At 58.3% G+C, this 19,831-nt stretch carries 19 protein-coding genes; 4 read left to right on the top strand and 15 right to left on the bottom strand.

The annotated features are described in order from the left end of the window. Nucleotides 1-6 precede the first annotated feature (6 nt). Both NB069_RS07050 and NB069_RS07045 read left to right on the top strand, forming a co-directional pair. Nucleotides 7-1,443, top strand: coding sequence for an SDR family oxidoreductase (locus tag NB069_RS07050; protein WP_250588706.1), 1,437 nt, complete (start codon nucleotides 7-9; stop codon nucleotides 1,441-1,443). 91 nt (nucleotides 1,444-1,534) lie between these two features. Further along, complete coding sequence (locus NB069_RS07045) at nucleotides 1,535-2,548, top strand: NAD-dependent epimerase/dehydratase family protein (protein WP_250588705.1); 1,014 nt, start codon at nucleotides 1,535-1,537, stop codon at nucleotides 2,546-2,548. On the opposite strand, the gene iagB is transcribed toward NB069_RS07045, so the two are convergent. The 14 genes from iagB to gspC form a co-directional block, all read right to left on the bottom strand. Beyond that, nucleotides 2,549-2,989, bottom strand: coding sequence for a type III secretion system invasion protein IagB (iagB, locus tag NB069_RS07040; protein WP_250588704.1), 441 nt, complete (start codon nucleotides 2,987-2,989; stop codon nucleotides 2,549-2,551). A gap of 61 nt (nucleotides 2,990-3,050) precedes the next feature. Continuing rightward, the gene (locus NB069_RS07035) at nucleotides 3,051-5,708 is read right to left on the bottom strand and encodes a glycosyl hydrolase family 18 protein (RefSeq protein ID WP_250588703.1); all 2,658 of its coding nucleotides are present in this window, start codon (nucleotides 5,706-5,708) and stop codon (nucleotides 3,051-3,053) included. Between the two features lie 159 nt (nucleotides 5,709-5,867). Next, a complete protein-coding gene (locus tag NB069_RS07030) occupies nucleotides 5,868-6,638 on the bottom strand; it encodes a prepilin peptidase (protein ID WP_250588702.1) in 771 nt (256 codons plus the stop codon). Next, on the bottom strand, nucleotides 6,635-7,120 hold the full coding sequence (gene gspM / locus NB069_RS07025) for a type II secretion system protein GspM (protein WP_250588701.1): 486 nt from the start codon (nucleotides 7,118-7,120) through the stop codon (nucleotides 6,635-6,637). The genes NB069_RS07030 and gspM overlap by 4 nt, the downstream gene beginning before the upstream one ends. Continuing rightward, nucleotides 7,117-8,259 (bottom strand): type II secretion system protein GspL, encoded by a 1,143-nt coding sequence (gene gspL, locus NB069_RS07020; protein ID WP_250588700.1) that lies wholly within the window; start codon nucleotides 8,257-8,259, stop codon nucleotides 7,117-7,119. Before gspL ends, gspM begins: the two co-directional genes overlap by 4 nt. Before the next feature lie 15 nt (nucleotides 8,260-8,274). Next, nucleotides 8,275-9,291, bottom strand: coding sequence for a type II secretion system minor pseudopilin GspK (gspK, locus tag NB069_RS07015; protein ID WP_250588699.1), 1,017 nt, complete (start codon nucleotides 9,289-9,291; stop codon nucleotides 8,275-8,277). Next, nucleotides 9,288-9,980 (bottom strand): type II secretion system minor pseudopilin GspJ, encoded by a 693-nt coding sequence (gene gspJ, locus NB069_RS07010; protein WP_250588698.1) that lies wholly within the window; start codon nucleotides 9,978-9,980, stop codon nucleotides 9,288-9,290. The genes gspK and gspJ overlap by 4 nt, the downstream gene beginning before the upstream one ends. Further along, nucleotides 9,977-10,351 carry a type II secretion system minor pseudopilin GspI gene (gspI, locus tag NB069_RS07005; RefSeq protein WP_250588697.1) on the bottom strand — a complete coding sequence of 125 codons (375 nt, stop codon included), beginning with the start codon at nucleotides 10,349-10,351 and terminating at the stop codon, nucleotides 9,977-9,979. Before gspI ends, gspJ begins: the two co-directional genes overlap by 4 nt. Then, nucleotides 10,344-10,829, bottom strand: a complete 486-nt coding sequence (gene gspH, locus NB069_RS07000) for a type II secretion system minor pseudopilin GspH (RefSeq protein WP_250588696.1) — start codon at nucleotides 10,827-10,829, stop codon at nucleotides 10,344-10,346. The genes gspI and gspH overlap by 8 nt, the downstream gene beginning before the upstream one ends. Beyond that, entirely contained in the window at nucleotides 10,829-11,272 is a 444-nt protein-coding gene (gene gspG, locus NB069_RS06995; RefSeq protein ID WP_284677026.1) for a type II secretion system major pseudopilin GspG, read from the bottom strand. Before gspG ends, gspH begins: the two co-directional genes overlap by 1 nt. Before the next feature lie 2 nt (nucleotides 11,273-11,274). Beyond that, the gene (gene gspF, locus NB069_RS06990; protein ID WP_250588695.1) at nucleotides 11,275-12,483 is read right to left on the bottom strand and encodes a type II secretion system inner membrane protein GspF; all 1,209 of its coding nucleotides are present in this window, start codon (nucleotides 12,481-12,483) and stop codon (nucleotides 11,275-11,277) included. Continuing rightward, nucleotides 12,483-13,961 (bottom strand): type II secretion system ATPase GspE, encoded by a 1,479-nt coding sequence (gspE, locus tag NB069_RS06985; RefSeq protein ID WP_250588694.1) that lies wholly within the window; start codon nucleotides 13,959-13,961, stop codon nucleotides 12,483-12,485. Before gspE ends, gspF begins: the two co-directional genes overlap by 1 nt. A gap of 14 nt (nucleotides 13,962-13,975) precedes the next feature. Further along, nucleotides 13,976-15,904: a type II secretion system secretin GspD gene (gene gspD / locus NB069_RS06980; protein ID WP_250588693.1), complete on the bottom strand. Its 1,929-nt coding sequence runs from the start codon at nucleotides 15,902-15,904 to the stop codon at nucleotides 13,976-13,978. A 13-nt stretch (nucleotides 15,905-15,917) separates the two neighbouring features. Beyond that, complete coding sequence (gene gspC, locus NB069_RS06975) at nucleotides 15,918-16,652, bottom strand: type II secretion system protein GspC (protein WP_250589468.1); 735 nt, start codon at nucleotides 16,650-16,652, stop codon at nucleotides 15,918-15,920. Nucleotides 16,653-16,952: 300 nt separating this feature from the next. On the opposite strand from gspC, the gene NB069_RS06970 reads away from it, so the two are divergent. Together NB069_RS06970 and NB069_RS06965 are read left to right on the top strand one after the other, a co-directional pair. Beyond that, entirely contained in the window at nucleotides 16,953-18,506 is a 1,554-nt protein-coding gene (locus NB069_RS06970; protein ID WP_250588692.1) for a peptidoglycan-binding protein, read from the top strand. Further along, nucleotides 18,506-19,087 (top strand): hypothetical protein, encoded by a 582-nt coding sequence (locus tag NB069_RS06965; protein ID WP_250588691.1) that lies wholly within the window; start codon nucleotides 18,506-18,508, stop codon nucleotides 19,085-19,087. Before NB069_RS06970 ends, NB069_RS06965 begins: the two co-directional genes overlap by 1 nt. Here NB069_RS06965 and NB069_RS06960 read toward each other — a convergent pair. After that, the gene (locus tag NB069_RS06960; RefSeq protein WP_250588690.1) at nucleotides 19,081-19,704 is read right to left on the bottom strand and encodes a helix-turn-helix domain-containing protein; all 624 of its coding nucleotides are present in this window, start codon (nucleotides 19,702-19,704) and stop codon (nucleotides 19,081-19,083) included. The two genes, NB069_RS06965 and NB069_RS06960, sit on opposite strands and share 7 nt — an antisense overlap. Nucleotides 19,705-19,831: the final 127 nt, after the last annotated feature.

Raw genomic sequence — 19,831 nt, 5'->3', positions numbered from 1 at the left:
ACACACGTGACGCAACGTATTCTGGTCCTGGGTGCCAGCGGGTATATCGGTCAACATCTGGTTACCGCCCTGAGCGCACGCGGGCATCAGGTACGGGCGGCGGCACGCAGTATTGAGCGTCTGCAAAAGCAGAACCTGCCGGGCGTGACCTGCCATACTGTCGACCTCAACTGGCCGCAGACGCTGGCGTCGCTGCTGGAGGGGGTCGACACCCTTTACTATCTGGTCCACAGCATGGGCGAAGGGGGCGATTTTATTGCCCACGAACGCCAGGTGGCGATGAACGTCCGCGACGTGCTGCTGGAACATCCCGTTAAGCAGATACTCTTTCTCAGCTCCTTGCAGGCCCCGGCGCATGAGCAGTCCGACCACCTGCGCGCCCGGCAAGTGACCGCCGATATCCTGCGCAGCGCGGGAATACCGCTCACCGAGCTGCGGGCCGGGATCATCGTCGGCGCGGGTTCGGCGGCCTTCGAAGTGATGCGCGATATGGTCTACAACCTGCCGGTACTGACCCCGCCGCGCTGGGTGCGCTCGCGCACCACGCCGATTGCGCTGGAGAACCTGCTGCACTACCTGTTTGAGCTGCTGAATCATCCCACAACAGCGCACAGGGTGCTGGAGGCCGCCGGGCCCGAAGTACTGAGCTATCAGCAGCAGTTCGAACACTTTATGCGGGTGAGCGGCCGTCGTCGTCCGCTGATCCCCATCCCCTTCCCGACCCGCTGGATCTCGGTGTGGTTTTTAAACGTCATCACCTCCGTCCCGCCGACCGTCGCCAAAGCGCTAATCCAGGGCCTGAAGCACGATCTGCTGGCGGACGATCGCGAACTGCGCGCCCTGATCCCGCAAACGCTGATCCCCTTTGATGAGGCGGTTCGCAACACGCTGAAGGAAGAGGAGAAGCTGGTGAACTCCAGCGACTGGGGCTACGACCCCCAGGCCTTCGCCCGCTGGCGTCCGGAATACGGGTACTACCCGAAACAGGCCGGATGCACGGTGAAAACCGCCGCCAGCCTGCGTGCCCTGTGGCAGGTGGTGAACCAGATCGGCGGCAAAGAGCGCTACTTCTTCGGCAACGCCCTGTGGCAAACCCGGGCGATGATGGATCGGCTTGTCGGGCATACGCTGGCGAAAGGCCGCCCGGCCGCACCGTACCTGCAAACCGGCGATACCGTTGACAGCTGGAAGGTGATCATCGTTGAGCCAGAGAAGCAGCTGGCGCTGCTGTTTGGCATGAAAGCCCCCGGCCTCGGACGGCTCTGTTTTACCCTGAAGGATAAAGGTGATTGCCGTGAGCTGGACGTGCGCGCCTGGTGGCATCCGCACGGCATGCCGGGTCTGTTCTACTGGCTGCTGATGATCCCGGCGCACCTGTTTATCTTCCGGGGGATGGCGCGGCGCATTGCCTTTCTGGCAGAACAAAACCCAGAAAAGGACTAATTAAAACTCCGAATCTTTCACGTTTCCCATTGCATACAGGCGTAATTCACGGAAGAATGCGCACGAAATTCTTTCAAAACAGTGGATCGATATGAAGGTACTGGTTACCGGCGCCACCAGCGGCTTAGGCCGCAATGCGGTGGAGTTTTTGCGCAATAAAGGCGTCAGCGTCCGGGCCACCGGTCGTAATGAAGCGATGGGTAAATTGCTGCAAAAAATGGGCGCAGAGTTTGTCCATGCCGACCTGACGGAACTGGTCTCTTCTCAGGCAAAAGTGATGCTGGCCGGGATCGATACGCTGTGGCACTGCTCCAGCTTTACCTCACCCTGGGGAACCCAGGAAGCGTTCGATCTGGCAAACGTGCGGGCTACCCGCCGTCTCGGCGAGTGGGCCGTGGCCTGGGGCGTGCGCAACTTCGTGCATATCTCCTCCCCGTCGCTCTATTTTGACTATCACCACCATCGCGATATCCAGGAAGATTTCCGCCCGGCCCGCTTCGCCTGCGAATTTGCCCGCAGCAAGGCCGCCAGCGAAGAGGTGATCGATCTCCTGGCGCAGTCGAACCCGCACACCCGCTTTACCATTCTGCGTCCACAGAGCCTGTTTGGCCCGCACGATAAAGTGTTTATTCCGCGCCTGGCGCAGATGATGCACCACTACGGCAGCGTGCTGCTGCCGCGCGGCGGGGATGCGCTGGTGGACATGACCTATTTCGACAACGCCATTCACGCCATGTGGCTGGCGAGCCAGAGCGCCTGCGACGGTCTGCCGTCCGGCCGGGCCTACAACATCACCAACGGTGAACCGCGCTCCCTGCGCAGCATTGTGCAAAAGCTGATCGACGAGCTGAATATTCACTGCCGGATCCGCTCTGTGCCCTACCCGATGCTGGATATTATTGCCCGCAGCATGGAGCGGCTGGGGAATAAAGCCGCCAAAGAGCCTGCGCTGACCCACTACGGGGTGTCGAAACTGAACTTTGATTTTACCCTCGACACGCAACGCGCCGAGAGCGAGCTCGGCTATAAGCCGCTGGTGACGCTGGATGAAGGCATTGAGCGCACCGCCGCCTGGCTGCGGGATCACGGTAAGCTACATCGTTGATTAGCGTCTGCCGGGGGATTTGAGCTGCTGGTATTTCTGCCAGACCTTGCGGGCGTAGAGCATGCGCTGCGGATAGTTCTCTTTTTTTAACCCGGCGTTATAAGCCCCTACCGCTTCCCAGTTGTAGCCATACACTTTGATCATCCCTGATAAGATTGAGGCCCCGACCATGACAGAGGTACAGGGCTCAGTGATCAGACGGTTTTCATCAATGCCGGCGCGTTGCAGTTCCGGGAAGTGTGAACTGTTAATTTGCATCAGTCCGACATCCCGCGTGCCGTCATGGTTCCATCCCACCGCATAGGGGTTCATCCCCGACTCCACGTTCGCAATGGCAAACAGCAAATAAGGATCGACATGATAGCGGTATCCTGCGCTATCCCAGCAGTTAGCCAGGGCGCTCTGGCTGAGCAGCAGCCAGAGAAGTATAAGACGTTTCATTTCCTTACCCACCAGACGCAAAAAGACGGGGGCAAGCCCCCGTCATATCAGCTGCGGACGATTAATGGCAATCTGGTGCCGCGCCCTCTTTCACCCAGACGTCGTTCTGGCCTGGTTTGTCCCCTCTCGTCCACCATTTCGCACGGTAGACGTTGCCTTCAAAGGTCGTGGTGTCGCCACCGTTGTAGACCATCTCAGGACGCCAGTCGAATTTCACCTGGCTCACCAGCTCCCAGGCATCTGAGCCGAGGCCCGGCTGGTTATTTTTGGTCCAGTACTTCGCTTTCCAGACCAGGTTGTTGAAGCTGACCATGTTGCCGCTGGTGTAAACGGTGCTGGCGCTCCATGCTGCATAGTTGCTGGCAGCAGGATCCGCAGCGCTTGCGCAGCTGCTGTCATCCGCAGGAGGCGTAGTGTCCTCAGCCGGAGTGGTATCCTCAGCCGGGGTGGTCTCTTCTTCGGCGGCTTTCGGCGTTACGGTAACGCCAACGTTACCCTGTACGCTGGTTTTACCGTCGCTGACCAGTACGCTCAGGTTGTAAGCGGTTTCGCTGCTGACTTCCGGTGCGGTGATGCTCAGGTTTGCAGTGTCGGTCCCTGTGGCATTCAGGTTGCCCGGTACGCTCCAGGTGTAGGTCATCGCGTCGCCATCAGGATCGACAGCCTGCGCGTGTAAGGAGACCGTCTGGCCTGCTTCAACAACAACCGGCTCCATCGCATTGAGGACAGGTGCCTGGTTGGCTTTCGCCGCTTTGTTCACCACCTGCACGTCGGCGGTGCTGCTCAGGCCCTTGCTGTCGGTGACGGTCAGACGGAAGACCAGGGTCTGGTTGCTGGTTACCGCGGCGACCTGGAAGGTGGCTTTGGCGCTGGTGCTGTTGGTCAGCGTTACCGGCGTACCGGAGATCTGCGTCCATTTGTAGGTCAGCGCATCGCCGTCCTGGTCAGAAGAGGCAGAGCCATCCAGCGTGACGGTCGCCGGGCCATTCACGGTCAGGTCGCTTGCCGACGCCACAGGCGCATGGTTGGTCACTACCGGTTCATCGTTGCCGGAGGTGCCGCTCAGCAGGCTTTCGTTCATCGCGTTGAGGATGTCGCCGTTATCGGATTCCATAGACCAGGCAAACAGACCGCCCAGATTTTTGTTCAGGACGAACTTGCCTTTCGCCTGTACGGAGCGGGCGTCGTCATAGGTGATCAGCGTGCCGGTGCTCTTGTTGAACAGGTATGGCGCTTCAGCGGTGGCGTCATATTTGTATTCCCAGCCCGCTTTGTCTTTGTACTTGTTAACAATGTCACGGTAATCGACAATGCCCGGCTCCCAGGAGCCAGGGATCGCGCCGGTGGCGGTGCCGGTAAACGGATTGTCGCCGGTATAGCCGTGAACGCCGGTCCAGCCGCGACCGTACATCGCCGCGCCGACCACGATTTTACCCGGCTGAACGCCCTGGGCCAGCATCGCATTCACGCTGCCTTCGGTGGTCACGCTATTCGGTTTCCAGGTTGGCGCGTGCAGCGCAGTCTGGTGGCCGAGGTCGGTCATGCTCCAGGAGCCGTAGAAGTCGTAGCTCATCAGGAAGATGTAGTCCATGTACTTCTGGGCCGCGTTGTAGTCAACGTTGGCGATTTTCGAGGTGCCTGCGCCAATGGCGGAGGTCAGCTCATAGGTACGGCCGGTCTGGGCGGAGAGCTCGTTGAGCATCGCGCGCAGATCGCGCATCAGCAGGGTGTAAGTCTCTTTATCCACCTGCGGGTTGCCGAGGGCCGGGTTCTCACCGCCGCCGCCCGGGAACTCCCAGTCGATGTCCACGCCGTCATAGAATTTCCAGGTTTGCAGGAACTCTTTCACCGAGGAGACAAAGCGGGCGCGGATGGCGCTGTCGTGCATCTGGAAGAACGGATCGGAGAGGGTCCAGCCGCCGATGGATGGCAGAATTTTCAGGCCCGGATGCGCTTTTTTCAGCGCCATCATCTGGCCGTAGGTGCCTTTGTAAGGGTCGTCCCAGTTGGAAACGCCGGCCTGCGGCATCTGCAGCGCGGCCCAGGGATCGTGGATCGCCACGGTGTAATCCGGGCGGCCCTCACAGGCTTTTTTCAGCGCCTGCAGCGCGTTACCAGCGCTGGCGTTAATGTTGTCACCGCAGATCGGAATGAAGCCGTAAATAATGTGGTTTACGTTGGCAGCAGGGACTTTATCAATGCTGAAGTTACGGTCGTAGACGCCCCATTCAGGATAATAGGCCGCGACGACTTTGTCGGAGTGTTGAGCGAAGGATTTATTGTTTTCCCGCAGCGGGGCGTTCAGCGGCAGCAGATGGCTACCGTCGGTATCTGCCACGATGACCAGCTTGCTGTCGCTGGTGCTGCAGCCGCTGGCGTTACACAGCTGGACCTGCTCCTGATAGCGACCGCCTTTTTTCACCTTGAAGGTGGCTTTGCCGGAGGCGCTGCCCGCGCCGCTCCAGACTTCCTGGCCGTCCAACAGCACTTTGGCAGATGTCGGAGCATCGCCGCTGTAAGTGTTCCATTCAACGGTCACATCAGCACCGTCCTTGACCTTAATCAGCGAGTTATAGACCTGCGCTGCCTGGTCCACCTCAACAATGGCAAATTTGTCATTCCCGCTACTCAGCGACGGTTTACCCGGCACTGCTGCGAATACCGGACTGACCGCCGCAGCGACAAATAAAGCCAGATATTTAGGCTGCATGATTTTCATTATTCATTCCTGTTGATGTACGTGAACTTAAATAGCCCATGCGATCCATTCTGCATGGTAAAAGGATTAATTAATCCGCTGTTACGATATCGTCCGGCGCATTATTTTTCGCGTCTTCGCTTTCATGAAAAAATCTGAGGAAAAACTTGACCAGAGGAATTAAATGATGAATAGGGCGTGCTGCAGAATAAATATCACCAGTCCGGCAAGGGCCAGAAAAGGACCGAACGGAATAACGTTGCCATTCTCCTGATGGCGGAAACAGAGAGCCCAGCCGAGGATCCCCCCCAGCGCCGCCAGCATCAGGATCGAGGGTAACGCCTGCCAGCCGCACCAGGCGCCTAGCGCCGCCAGCAGCTTAAAGTCGCCATAGCCCAGCCCTTCCCGCCCGGTCACCAGCCGATGTCCGTGATAAACCAGCCACAGCGCCAGATAGCCTGCCACCGCGCCGTATAACGCATCGGTCAGCGGCAGCAGGTGCGCATGCAGATGTACCAGCAGCCCGGCCCACAGGAGCGGTTGGGTCAGGCAGTCCGGTAGCAGCCGCTCCCGCAGGTCGATCATCGCCAGCGGCAGCAGGCCGCACCACAGCAGCCACAACGCCAGCAGGACCGTTAAGTCGGGTATCAGCCAGGCGCTGAGAGCGAAAAAGAGCGCGCTGAGCAGCTCCACCATCAGCACCCGCAGGGGGATCGGCGAGCGGCAGCAGCGGCAGCGTCCGCGCAGCATCAGCCAACTGACCAGCGGAATATTTTCCCACGCGCTCAGCCGGTGCTGGCACGCCGGGCAGTGCGAGGGGGGATAGAGCAGATTGCCCGCCCCCTCCTCTTCCCGCATCCACCCCGGCAGGCGCTCCACCACCACGCCAAGAAAGCTGCCGAGGATCGCCCCCAGCACGCCGCTGGCGGCCCAGAATCCTGGCCCCGTCATGCGTGTTTTTTCCAGATGAGCTGAATATCCGCTTTCACGTCGCTAAGGTGATCCACCGGGGTCAGGCTCATCTTCTCCAGCTGTATGCCGGTGGCGAGGTTCATCTCCCGCAGCCAGTTTTTCAACACGTAGACGTTCACCCGGTTAATGGCGAAGGTCATGGATTGTCCGTCCTGATGCACGTCGCTGAGCGTCAGGTTGATCTCATGGGCGCTGTTTTCTACCGCGATGCGTGGATTATTGGTTTTCAACTGCTGAACCTGTAGGTGATTTTTGGTAATTTCGTCGCGCATCCAGCGCAATGTCTCCTGCTGTCGGTGCAGCGTCGCCTGGCTGCGGCCGATCATCGTGTCCAGCGGTACCATTCCGCCGTAATACACCGCCGCACAGCACAGCGCTGCCGCCCCTACCTTAATAAGGTTGCGCTCGCGAAGGCTGTACTGCTGATAGCGGCTTTTTAACTGCGCTATTTTCGTTTTCATTTATATTTCCCTGTCACTATCGCGGTATAAGGTGCTGCCGTGGAAACAGGCTGTAAGGAAAAGGCAAAATTCGCGCTCGCCTGCTGAACAAACTCCTGAAACTGCTGCGGGTTTTGTGCTTTTACGCTGAGCGTGAGATTATTTTGCGCGTTGTCGTATTCGATACCTTCTATTTCCATACCCGGCACCCGGCGTTTAATTTGCTCCAGCGCCTCCAGCTGCTGGAAGATCCCTTTCTTCTGTTTTTTAATATTCTGACCAAAATGGTATTTGATATTGGTCTGCTGGCGCAGGCTGGGGAAATGGTGCTGATAAAGCTGCACCATCTCCTGCTGGAGATGGTTCTCCTCCTGTACCAGCAGCCACGCCGTGGCGGCCCGTGGCCCGATCAGTAACCCGACGCACAGCAGCGCCATCGCCGCGGTCGCAAGGCGGCGCTTTTTCGCCGCCCCTTTGTCATCCACCCGCCGGTCGAACTCACCGTGCAGCAGGTTAATGCGGCAGTGTTTCCAGCGCGCCTGGATCAACACCAGCGGATGCTGCCCCGGCAGGGTTTCACTGCATGCCACTCCCGCCGGGGCCTCACCATAACAGACGATCTCCCCGGCGGTTTTCGCCAGCAGCAGCGGTAGCAGGGCAGTATCCACCTCGCAGGCACTCGTCTGGCCGCAGCGCAGCCAGACCTGATCTTCCAGCGGTACCAGAGTGTTGCTGGTTGCCTCGCCCGGCAGCAGCCAGGCATCCGGCAGCACCTGCACCACCTTCAGCCCGGCGTCATGGAAGAGAGCCAGCCACCAATGCAGGCGCGGGGCGTCGATGGCCACCGCATCCACCTCGCGTCCGGCTTTGTTCAGCACCGTCCAGTGGAGCGTGTCGACATCGCCGATCAGCGTCTCTTCCGCCATCCACGAAAAGGGCGTGTTCTGCGCGGACAGTGTCTTTTTCGCCAGCGTAAAGTGACGGAAAATCATCTCGCTCGCCGGTAACAGCAGACAGACGCTCGACGCCAGCGGATGTGACGCCAGCTCGCTGAGCGCCTGATGCCCGTTCAACGCCATCACCTGCTCACTGCCCGATTCGCACCACCATACCTTTGCGTCCTCGTGACTGTCGGGACGCACAAAAATTACCTGTTTCATAGACTCAGACTTTTATTATTCAATCATTCGGTAACGGCGCTGCCAGGTTCTGACCTCGCCCGTGTCGCGCTCCGCCCGCAGCTGGCTGACCACGCGCAGGGTTAACTCGTCGGTATTGCCGGTGTAATCCACGCGGAAAAAGCGGCTGTTGACATCAAACTGGCTGGCGGCCTGTTTCAGATCGTCCTTCAGCTGCGGGGCGTTACGCTCCAGCAGCTCGCTGAACGCCTTAACGCTCTCCCAGCCGTCGTCCGGGCGGGCATCGATCACCCGCTTCGCCTCATCTGCGGTCAGCTTGCCGGGGAACTGCGCCGCCAGCAGGCCCGCCTGCTGCGCCGTCAGGGTGTTGACGTCAATTCGGCTGGTGGTGGTGGGCAGCGCGCAGAACAGCTTGCTCACCTTCGGCCACGCCGCTGCCGGAAACGCGGGCAGCAGCTTGAGTTCGTTCAGGCTGAGCATCATCCGGTTCGCCGGCAGGCGCGCGGGCTCAAGCCCGGCCCAGGCATCATCCTCCTGCCCTGCTCTGGCGGTCAGGCTGTCCGCATCGAGGTAATCCACCAGCTGGTGATAAATCTCCTCGGCCGTAAGGGTGTTGACGCCGCTGTCGGTGAGCAGCTGCTCCACGATCTGCTGCTGGCGCGGCTTTTCCGTTACCACTGGCGCCGGGGTCTCGTCCTTTCCGGCGGTGGCTGGCACCGCCAGCAGATTGTTAACATTAAAGCAGTCCTGGGCATCCTCGACCTGGCTGACCACCGTGTAGTACTCCCCCTGGGTCTCCAGCGGCTCATGCCATTCGCCCTGCAGGGTGAGGACGCTGTTCTCGCCGCTGATGGCCATCAGCAGCCGGTGTTTGACCTCTTCCTCCTGACGCTGCATCGCCCAGCGCAGCTGCTGCTGGCTCACCTGGTAGTGGGTTTTCTGCAGGTTGCGGCAGAACTGCTGGCTGATTTTCGCCGCCAGCGCCGACATCATTACCAGCAGGATCAGCACCACCAGCAGGGCGACACCCTGCTGTTTGCGTACCCGATTCATCGTAAGGCCTCCGCTGCGGGCGGCGTTTCAGGGGAGAGTGGTGCGGCTTCTGGCGCGATGTCCGGCGCGATGTCCGACGGCGTCTGGACCGGTTTTTCCGCCTCCGGCTCCGCCGGTTTTTCCGCTTCCGGGGGCAGATCTCCTGGGGTGGTAAAGACCCAGCGCCAGCGGTCGCCGTTGTCCATGGTTAACGTCAGCTCCACGCCTTCCGGCTGATGGTCGATGTCGCGCCAGGTTTTTTGCCAGTCCGCCTGCCAGAATCGCCACTGCACGGCTTTCACCTCACTGACGATCGGCACTTCGTCCGGTTTGCTGTTGGCCGGGCCGTCAAGGGTCGGCCAGACGTCGCGCCACAGGCGGCCGCCCTCCAGCCGCCAGCGCACGCGCTCAAGCTGTACCTGGCCGCTGACGCCGTTGAGGGTCGTCATCTCCAGGGCATTGTTTTTCAGGCGAAACGCTCCCGTTCCGTTACGCGGCGCGCGCCCCTGCAGTTGAAAAAAATCGCGCTCCAGCAGGCTCCAGGCGCGTTGCAGCTGGTTGAGCTTCGCCGCGCTGGCATCGGTGGCGGAGCTGGTACGCATCGCGCCATCCAGAATTTGCCACGCCAGGGTGCTGATCACCGCGAAGATGGTCAGCGCAATCATGATCTCCAGCAGGGTGAACCCCTGCTGGCGCCGTGTCTGTTTCACTTTTTCTCTCCTGGCGGGATGATATCCAGGGTGATAACCGGCTGGCTGTCGTCACCGTCGGCCCAGACGCGGATCTCATCCACCAGGCCATGTTCGCTGCTTTTCACCCGCTGTTTGCGCCAGATCCAGCTGCGCCCGCCCTGGGTTTCGCGCCCCTCCTCCTCGGTGTCGGGGAAGTCGCTCTGCCTCAGGTGGGCTTCCGCCAGCTGATTTTCCGCCACCCAGCTCGCCTGTAACGTATCCGCCAGCCCGTAGGTGAAGCGGACGTTAAGCGACACCGAGTTCATCAGCGCCAGCGCGGCGGTGGAGAAGATCACCAGGGCGACCATCACCTCCAGCAGCGTCATGCCCTGTTGTTTGGCCTTAGCCATCGTTTTCTACCGTTACCGGGGCCGCGCCCTGGGAGATCACGCGAAAGCGGTGCTGTTTGTCATCACTTTGCAGCGACAGAGTGAAACGGCTGATTTCGCCGTCCGGCAAAAAGAGGATCTGCGGGTCGGCATCCGCCGTGGCCGCCAGCCGCTGGGGTGACAGCGACACGTGCATGGCCTCCGGGAAATCCCCCCGGGTGGTGATCCGCCCGGCGCTTAAGGGCACCCAGCCCCGTTTACCGTTCTTCTCTTCGAAGGTCACCAGCTGATATTTATCGGTAGTGATGGTCAGGCCAATAATATTCCCGTCCATCACCGCGCGATCGGATCCATATTCCACAAGGGCTTTTAACTGCTGGCCAAATATATCCGCGCCGCTGCGCGATGGAATAGTCGACACCACCATCATCGCGCAGCTGGCAAATATCACCAGCGCGAGAATAATTTCCAGCAGGGTAAAGCCGCGTTGCTTACTCATTATTTTTTCGCGAGCGACCAGTTAGTAATATCGTCGGCAGTATTGGCTTCGCCGTCCGGACCGGCAGAGAAGACATCAATCGCGCCGTGTTCGCCCGGGCTCACCAGCAGATAGTCGTTGCCCCACGGATCCTGCGGCAGGCGGCGGATATAGCCGTCAGCGCGGTAGCCGTTCGGGATTGGCGCGATTTCCGGTTTGGTGACCAGCGCCTGCAGGCCCTGATCGGTGGTGGGATAACGGTGGTTGTCGAGCTTGTACATATCCAGCGAGCCTTCCAGCGCAACAATATCGCTGGTGGCTTTCTGGGTATCGGCCTTCTCTTTATTACCCATTAAATTTGGCACCACCATACTGGCCAGTACCCCGAGAATAACAATGACCACCATTAATTCGAGCAAGGTGAAGCCCGCCTGACGGGTCAGGTTTTTACGTTTCATCGCCATGATTAACCTACCATGTTATTAAGTTGCAGAAGTGGCTGTAATATTGACAGCACGATAAACAGAACAATGGTTGCCATCGACACCACCAGCGCCGGTTCAAAGACCGACAGCGTTAAGGTGATGCGATGTTGCAAAGCTGATTCCTGGTTTTCCGCCGCGCGGTCCATTAAATTGCCCAGTTCACCGCTCTCTTCGCCGGAGGCAATCATGTACAGCATGGTGGGCGGGAATAATTTCGCCTGATCCAGGGCGTTATAGAGCGACGCCCCCTGACGCACGGTATCTGCCGCCTGCTCCAGCACCTGCCGGGCATAGAGGTTTTCGATCCCGTCCATGGCGATATACATCCCCTCCAGCAGCGGTACGCTACTGGCCTGCAGAATACTCAGGGTGCGGATGTAGCGGGCGCTGTTAATGGCGCAGACCAGCTTTTTAATCGGCGATGCGTTGACCAGCCAGCTGTGCCACCTGAAGCGGTTTTTGCTGTTTCTGACCCAGGTTTTGAAGCCCACCATCGCCCCCGCCAGCCCTCCGGCGATATAGATCCCGTAAGCCTGCAGGAAATCGCTCACCGCAATCAGGGTGCGGGTGGTGATCGGCAGCTGCTGCTTCATGTGGGTGAACTGCTCGATCACCTGCGGCACCACCGCCACCAGCAGGATGCTGATCACCGCGATGGCCACCACCGTCAGGGTGATCGGGTAGACCATCGCCTGGGTGAGCTTGCTTTTCATCTTCTGGCGCTGCTCGTTGTATTCCGCCAGCTTCTCCAGCACGTCGCCCAGATGACCGGTTTTTTCCCCGGCCATCACCAGGGTGCAATACAGTTTGTCGAAGGTGCGTGGAAACTGGCTGAAGGCGTCGAACAGGGTGTGCCCCTCCACCACTTTTTCACGGATCTCCACCACCATCGCCGCCAGCTTTTTATCTTCCGTTTGCTTCGAGATCGCCTTCAGGGCGCTCTCCAGCGGCAGCGCGGCGTTCACCAGGGTCGACAGCTGGCGGGTAAACATCGACAGCACCGGCGTCGAGAGCTTCGCTCCGGTTGCCGCTTTACCGGCCGTTGCCTTCTCGCGGGTTTCGGTGATGCTGACCGGCATCAGCTTTTGATCCCGCAGCATCTGGCGCACCTGCTTTTGCCCTTCGGCCTGCAGCGTTCCGCGGCGGGTTTTGCCCGCCGCGTCGGTGGCCGTCCATGCGTAGAAGGCCATTACGCATCCCCTCCCCGCTCGGCGGTCACGCGCATCACCTCTTCCAGCGAGGTGACACCGCTGATGACCTTCAGCAGGCCGTTCTCACGCAGGCTGTAGGCCTGTTTGAAGAGCTCAGTTTCGATGGACATTTCATCTTTATCTTCATGAATGGCACGGCGCATCGCGCTGTCCACCACCAGAAACTCATGAATGCCGGCTCGCCCCTGATAGCCGCTCTGGCGGCAGTGCTCGCAGCCCACCGCGCGGTAGATCGCTTTTGGCGGGGTATCCATAAAGCTGAACAGCACTTTTTCATTGTCGTCCAGCGGACTGGTGGTCCGGCAGTGGGTACACAGCCGACGCACCAGACGCTGGGCAATGACGCCGAGCAACGATGAACCGATTAAGAAGGATTCCAGCCCCATATCCCGCAGACGGGTAATGGCCCCGGCGGCGCTGTTGGTGTGCAGCGTGGACATCACCAGGTGACCGGTCAGCGACGCCTGCACCGCGATTTGCGCGGTTTCGCCGTCACGGATCTCACCGATCATCACCACGTCCGGGTCCTGGCGCAGAATGGCGCGCAGCCCGCGGGCAAAGGTCATGTCCACGCGCGGGTTAACCTGGGTCTGTCCGACCCCTTCCAGCTCGTATTCGATCGGGTCTTCAACGGTCAGAATGTTGCGTTCATGGCCGTTCAGCGCCGAAAGAATGGCGTACAGGGTGGTACTTTTCCCGGAACCGGTCGGGCCGGTGACCAGGATAATGCCGTGCGGACGGCCAATCAGTCCCTTCAGCTGCGACAGCTCTTCATCGATAAGCCCCAGCTTGTTAATGTCCGGCTTGAGATTACTTTTATCCAGCAGACGCATAACCACCCGCTCGCCGTACTGGGACGGAATGGTGGAAACACGCACGTCGATGGCCTTACGGCCAATGCGCAGGGAGATACGGCCATCCTGCGGCAGGCGTTTTTCAGCGATATCGAGCTTCGACATTACCTTGATGCGCGACACCAGCAGCGGTGCCAGCTTGCGCGCCGGTTGCAGCACAGGGCGCAGCACGCCGTCGACGCGAAAACGGATGCTCAGGGTGCGCTCGAAGGTTTCGATATGAATATCCGAGGCACTGTCCTTCACCGCTTCGCCAAGAATGGCGTTGATCAGGCGGATCACCGGCGAGTTTTCGTCGTTATCCAGCAGATCCTCGTTGTCCGGGATCTCCTCGGTGAGCGCCATCAGGTCAATATCGGCGTCCATATCGTCCACGAGCTGCTGGGAGACGCCGCTGTTCTGCTGCCAGACTTTCGCCAGCAACTCGTCAAACGCCTCGGCCGTGAGAAGGGTCGGGGTGAAGGATCGTCCCAGCACCCGGCGCATCTCCAGCAGGGCAAACGCCGGGGCATCATCACGTACCCAGACCCGATCCTGATAGAAAAGGATCCCGTGGGTTTTCGCGTAGTTGCTGGTGCATAGCTCTTGACTCAATCCATCCATGTTGCGTCTCGTCCTTACTCTTTAAACGGGTTGCGGCTGGCTGACGTGGTGCTGACCACGCTCTTCGTCTTGCTGGCGGCAGTCGGGTAAGCGGGCAGCACGGCATTGTCTTCAGGCGCGATAATGCCGAGCTTTCTCTCCTCAAGACGCTGCTGCTGGCGGGCACGGATCTGGTCGTATTTCTCTTTCGACGACGCGCTGTAGGTGTCGTCGTCACGCAGGACGGTGGTATGAATAAAGACCATCAGGTTACGCTTCGTGGTGTCCTGGGAGGTATAGCGGAACAGCTGCCCTACCAGCGGGATATCGCCCAGCAGCGGCACCTTCGAGACGTTCTGCTTGGTGACGTTCTCCATCAGTCCGCCGAGGACCACGGTCTGCCCGCTGTGCACCATCACTTCGTTATTGATGGTGCGGGTGTTGAAGGTCGGGCCGAGGCTCGCATCTTCGGTGGCGCTGGCGTCGACGCTGGAGACTTCCTGCTCAATCTTGAGGTGAATGATGTCGCCGTCGTTAATCTGCGGCACAATTTTCAGCTTGGTACCCACGGTTTTACGCTCAACCGAGTTGAAGACGTTGTCGCCGCTGGTGGTCTGCGAGCCGGACAGCACAGGTACATCCTGGCCGACGTTGAATGAGGCCTCTTTGTTATCGAGGGTGACAACGCTCGGGGTCGAGAGAATGTCGTTTTTACCGTCGGTGGAGAGCGCGGTCATCAGAGCGCCAAAGTCGCCGTTAAAGAAGCCGGTTGCCAGGCCGGTGAAGCTGGTGCCCTTCATCGTGCCGTTCTTAATCTGGCTGATCGGCAGGCCGGTGGCGCCAAACTGCACCCCGCCATGTTTGCCGGTCCACTGCACGCCAAGATCAAGACCGCTCCCGTCCTGCACCTCAGCAATGATCGCCTCCACCAGCACCTGTGGACGGCGAATATCGAGCTTGTCGATCACCTTTTCCAGCGAGTTCATCACGTTAGGCTGAGCGGTGATCACCAGTGAGTTGGTGGCTTCATCGGCGGTAATGTTCAGATCGTTACTGGCCGTCGAGGTTTTGCTTTTCGCCGCCCCGGCCTTGTCTTTCAGCTGCTCGCCGATACCGGTGAGCACCGGTACCACCTTGCTGGCGCTGGCAAATTTCAGATAGAAGACGCGGGTGTTGCCTTCGTTGTTCTGCTCGCGATCCAGCTGGCTCACCAGCGCCCGGGTGCGCGCCCGGGCTTCTTGCGGGCCGCTGATAATCAGGCTGTTGGTTTCATCGTCGGCCACCACTTTGGTCGCCAGCTGTGGGGCGTTCTGCCCTTTCTGCTCCTCGTTATTGAGGTTGTTCAACATATCGGAGAGTTCTTTCGCAGAGGCATAGCGCAGCGGGACAATCTCCCGGCGCTGCACCCCGGAGCGATCGACGCGCTCCACCAGATCCACCAGCCGGTTGACCACCGAGGCTTTACCGGTGAGCAGCAGCACGTTGGATGGCTCAAAATGGACCACGTTACCGACGCCGGAGGCATCATTCAGCTGACGCAGCAGCGGAGCCAGCTCGCGCACCGGCACGTTTTCCATGCGCACTACCCGGGTGATGATCTCATCACCTTTACCCGGATTTTTGCTGTCGGCCACCGGCACCCCGGCGGTTCGCGCCACGCTTGAGCGCACCACTTTCACCATACCGTTATCCATCGGGATCACCGACAGGCCGTATACGTCCAGCACGCTGAGGAAAAACTGATAGTACTCATCCTCGGTCAGCACGTTATAGGTGCGGACAGAAACCGTACCCTGTACGGACGGATCGACAAGAATCGTCTTATTCAGGTTGCGGCTTACGGTATCGATAAATTCGCGAATATCGGTATTTTTAAAGCTGGCGCTAAAATTGGCTGCCAGCAATGAACTGGAATAGAGCGAGGCGGCGGTCAATACCAGACACGCCCAAGGCATTTTCTTCATGGCTTTACACTTGTTAATTGTTTAAAACATTAACCCGAATATTTTCAAGGTGGGCGCGACGTCTGACGACGACTTCCGCTTCTCTCATCTTCGACCAGCTGGCGATAATATTTTTCGCCTGTTCTTCTTTCGTCATATCGACAGAATTCACTTTCACAACCACATCGCCTTTTTGCAGTCCGCTATGGCTGAAAAAGGCGGAGGCATTTTTCGGCTTAATTTGATAGCCCTCGAGCTGCCCATGATCGAACCGCGGCTTCAGCACGAAATAGTCGTTGAGATGTAAATTATCCAGCCCGGCATCGGTCATTGGCCGCCGGACGGGCACAGTCGTGGTGTCGCCTTTAAAATAGTCCGGCTTTTTCAGGGTTAACGTCTGAGGGCTTCCCTGGTAGTTGATTACTACGCTGTCGGGGTTGATCTCTTCAATCCAGGCATCGCTGTAGCCCGTCAGGCTCTCGCCTTCCCGGTAGCTCTGCTGCCCGGAGGGGGTTTTAATGACGGCAAATGACATCCACGCTTCGTCACTGTTGATAATGCCCTCCACCTCGGCGCCGAGCGGCGATTTCACCGGCGTGCGCTGCGGGGTGTCCTGATAGACGGCAGGCTGAAACAGGGCAAATTCCTGCACCTTAACCGGCTCGCTGCTCATCGCATAATCAGGATCCGCGAGCTTTTCACTGATTTTTTTGTACTGTTTGAAGACGACATATCCCTGCTGTCCACTAAAAATCAGCAGAATAAACATTACGCAGGGCGTGATCAGTCCATATAAGCGCTGCATCTTCATTATTTAACGGGCCTTTTAAAATGCAGAAATACGCAGCCTGACGCTGCACCAAATTTCCGTTCATCTTAATAATGCCTGGCCTGTCGCTCCATTAGCTTTGCCATTAACTTTAATGCAGAAAAATATTGACCCTCACCAGGGGGGATGTTAGGCCTGATATTCAGGATATTTTTCTCCAGACTGTAAATTGACCCTCCTTGCACTCTCCCGTACTTTCAGCAGCGAATATCTGTTTCTGTCATCCCAGGGTGTGTCGTTATGTATCTCAGCCATTTTAAATTCGCAGGTCAGCCTTTCAGCAAGGTGACGCACGCTGCGGGGAAATTTTTCGTGCCCTACCATCAGGATGTGTTCGGCATGCTGAAGGATAAATCGCGGACGCCGGGGATTATGGGGCTGTTTTCCGATGACGAATCCCTGCTCAGCCAGTTCAGCAGTGAACTGCTGGCGCAGACGCCTGCCGGAATGACCCTCAATGCATTTCCGAAACTGAGCGCCAGCGCCCTGCTCTATAAGCTCAACCCGAAGAACACCGATGCCAAAAACAGACTTCATGCCATTGATGCAGTGCTGCGCCAATGGCATGAGGTATTTCCGCGCTGCCGCACCCAGGGGCTGGTGCTGAATATTTCTGCAATCCAGGCGATGCGCGACAACGGCTGGGAGATACTGGGCATGCTGCTGACCCGCGCCCAGGAGTGTGATTTGCCGCTGACCATCCTGCTGACCGGCACCCCGGATCAGGAGGCGCGTCTGATGGCCCACTCCGGCCTCGGCTCCCGGGTGCATACGCGCCATACGCTGCGCGCCCTCACCGGCCGCGAGTGTTCTGACTATATTCAGGCGCATATTGCCCACCAGGGCGCGGACGTCTCGCCGTTTACCCCCGCCCGCATTCGCCGGATGCAGGCCCTGACAAAAGGTTCCGTCAGCCAGCTGAACGCGCTGGCGCACCTGGCGCTGCTGGCCGCATGGACTGAACGTGCCGGGCTGGTGGGGACGCGCCATTTGCGCCTGGCGGCAGGTGAAGTGTTACCGGTCAAACGCAGCAATAAGCGTCTGGCGGCCGTGGGGCTGTTCGCCTGCGTGGTATTTGCTGCCTGCGGCTGGCACTTCTCTCCTGCCATCACTGCGGCGCTGCCATTCAAACCGCCGGTGCCGGCCCGCTGGATCCCTTCCGTGAAGAAAACTGAGATGCCGGTACAGCCCGCGATCGAGCGCGAGGTGGTGAATCAACCGGATGCCATGCACCAGCTGTATACCATGTGGGGATACGATACCTCTGCCGATGAAGCGCTTTGCCAGAACGCTGGCCGGGTCAATTTGCAGTGCAAACAGGGCAGCGCGCCGTTAATGACGCTGGAGCAGGAAGGCTATCCGTGGATCAGCGAGCTGAAGACCGGGGATCATCTGAACTATGCCGTGGTGGCGCGGGTGGGGAAAGACTCTCTCGATCTGCTGATGAACAACCGTACCTGGCAGGTGAGCCGGAACTGGTTTACTCAGCATGCTACCGGCAACTATACCCTGCTGCACCGCCTGACGCCTGGTGGAAAAGAGGCCGTAGGCGCGGGCAGTGATAAACAGGATCTCGACTGGGTCGATACTCAACTGAGCCTGGCGCTGCATCAACCGGAAACGCACGCCCATACATGGACCCAGACCCTGGTGAACCGTACCCGGGAATTTCAGCAAAAAATGCATTTGCACGTCGACGGTCTGCCGGGGAAAGAGACCCTGATGCAGTTGATGCGCGTTAACAATACCACCCCCGCCATTGTGACACCGCTGACGCAGGGAGAAACGCACTGATGTCTACAATATGTCTGGCTGCCCAGCGCAGTTACACCACCGGGGAGGCGGTCTGGTTCTCCTACCGCCTGCCCTCAATGAAAAAGGTGCTGAACGGGCTGCTGGCCAGCCTGATTTGCCTGTGCGCCATGCTCGCGGTTGGGGTATATGCCCATCTGCTGCGGGATCTGCGTCATCCGGCTCCCGCCGCCAAACCGGTGAAGGTGGTTAAACCGGAAACACAGCTTTCGGACATGCACTACGTCTATGTGTCTAAACCCTTCCCGCAGCCGAAGCCAAAACCGCTGCCGGTGGCGCCGCTTCCGGCGCCGGAAGAGAGCCCGATCATGGACAACGACGCCGACTGGCAACAGGCGCCGGACGGGATACCCCTCGAGCAGCCTCTGTCCGACAGGCATGAAGAAGTGCATACGCCTTCGTTGCAGGAACGTTTTATGCAGGCCGTGAAAGAGCAGCAATTGGACTATTCTCAAGGAAAAATTCCGCCACAGCCGGAAGATGAGGTTCTGAATAGAGGGCAGGACGCACAAAAATCCCCCCCGGCAATAACCGGAGGAGATGACAGACGGGAATTTCAGTAGCGTTCTGGAAGGGTATTGATGGAAACCAGCTTTCCTTTTTCGACGACAATGTAATGACCTTTTTTCAGGTCGGAAAGAATTTTAATTATCGTACTGCGGGCCAGGTTAGTGTATTCCTGAATATAGTCATAAACATTAACATCTCGTTTATGCTGAACAATAAGGTCGTTAATTTCAAGCAGGAATTCGCGCACCACGGAATAGGCGCTGCGGGCAACCAGAACATCGTCACGTTTACTGAGGATACTAATATACCAGACCAGCACCTGAGTAAATTCTGCCCAGAGGTTATTTTCGGTAATCAGACGTTCAAATTCCGTTTTTTTAATGGTACGGATAACCGTGGTGGTACGGGCCAGACCGTACATATGGCACGCATTGCTGTAGATAGCGGAGACCCCTAAAAAACCCGACTGGCGCATGATAAACATGCTTAACTCATCAGAGTTACGGCGGATTTCTACTTCACCGCTGACAACAATGTGAATATGGTCAGGGTCGGCTGTAACAATTTTCTGCCATTTCTTTAATGTTTTTTCCGGGCAACCTGCAGTTGCTGCAACAATCGCTTCCATCGCCTGTTGCGGGCGGCTGTTTTTACTGTAAATGCTTAACATAATATGCCTGTTTAGGTTTTTTTTATTAAAAGGTGTCCGTGCGACGATCCTGTCGCAGCAGATAAAACGACCGAGTTTAAATGAAAAAGTTGTTTATTAATTGAGAGTGAGTCTCAATGCATTTTTT

The sequence above is a fragment of the Leclercia adecarboxylata genome (assembly GCF_023639785.1).
Classification (GTDB): Bacteria; Pseudomonadota; Gammaproteobacteria; order Enterobacterales; family Enterobacteriaceae; genus Enterobacter; species Enterobacter adecarboxylatus_D.
Note: the sequence above shows the minus strand (reverse complement) of the source record. Positions and strands in the feature narration are given on the sequence as shown.

What these genes read in the sequence shown, in the direction of transcription:
- NB069_RS06970 (WP_250588692.1), top strand. Translation starts at nt 16,953, where the DNA reads ATGTATCTCAGCCATTTTAAATTCGCAGGTCAGCCTTTCAGCAAGGTG.
- NB069_RS06965 (WP_250588691.1), top strand. Translation starts at nt 18,506, where the DNA reads ATGTCTACAATATGTCTGGCTGCCCAGCGCAGTTACACCACCGGGGAG.
- gspL (WP_250588700.1), bottom strand. Translation starts at nt 8,259, where the DNA reads ATGAAACAGGTAATTTTTGTGCGTCCCGACAGTCACGAGGACGCAAAG.
- gspC (WP_250589468.1), bottom strand. Translation starts at nt 16,652, where the DNA reads ATGTTTATTCTGCTGATTTTTAGTGGACAGCAGGGATATGTCGTCTTC.
- gspF (WP_250588695.1), bottom strand. Translation starts at nt 12,483, where the DNA reads ATGGCCTTCTACGCATGGACGGCCACCGACGCGGCGGGCAAAACCCGC.
- NB069_RS07035 (WP_250588703.1), bottom strand. Translation starts at nt 5,708, where the DNA reads ATGAAAATCATGCAGCCTAAATATCTGGCTTTATTTGTCGCTGCGGCG.
- gspH (WP_250588696.1), bottom strand. Translation starts at nt 10,829, where the DNA reads ATGAGTAAGCAACGCGGCTTTACCCTGCTGGAAATTATTCTCGCGCTG.
- NB069_RS07045 (WP_250588705.1), top strand. Translation starts at nt 1,535, where the DNA reads ATGAAGGTACTGGTTACCGGCGCCACCAGCGGCTTAGGCCGCAATGCG.
- NB069_RS06960 (WP_250588690.1), bottom strand. Translation starts at nt 19,704, where the DNA reads ATGTTAAGCATTTACAGTAAAAACAGCCGCCCGCAACAGGCGATGGAA.
- gspD (WP_250588693.1), bottom strand. Translation starts at nt 15,904, where the DNA reads ATGAAGAAAATGCCTTGGGCGTGTCTGGTATTGACCGCCGCCTCGCTC.
- gspM (WP_250588701.1), bottom strand. Translation starts at nt 7,120, where the DNA reads ATGAAAACGAAAATAGCGCAGTTAAAAAGCCGCTATCAGCAGTACAGC.
- gspK (WP_250588699.1), bottom strand. Translation starts at nt 9,291, where the DNA reads ATGAATCGGGTACGCAAACAGCAGGGTGTCGCCCTGCTGGTGGTGCTG.
- gspG (WP_284677026.1), bottom strand. Translation starts at nt 11,272, where the DNA reads ATGGCGATGAAACGTAAAAACCTGACCCGTCAGGCGGGCTTCACCTTG.
- iagB (WP_250588704.1), bottom strand. Translation starts at nt 2,989, where the DNA reads ATGAAACGTCTTATACTTCTCTGGCTGCTGCTCAGCCAGAGCGCCCTG.
- gspE (WP_250588694.1), bottom strand. Translation starts at nt 13,961, where the DNA reads ATGGATGGATTGAGTCAAGAGCTATGCACCAGCAACTACGCGAAAACC.
- NB069_RS07030 (WP_250588702.1), bottom strand. Translation starts at nt 6,638, where the DNA reads ATGACGGGGCCAGGATTCTGGGCCGCCAGCGGCGTGCTGGGGGCGATC.
- gspI (WP_250588697.1), bottom strand. Translation starts at nt 10,351, where the DNA reads ATGGCTAAGGCCAAACAACAGGGCATGACGCTGCTGGAGGTGATGGTC.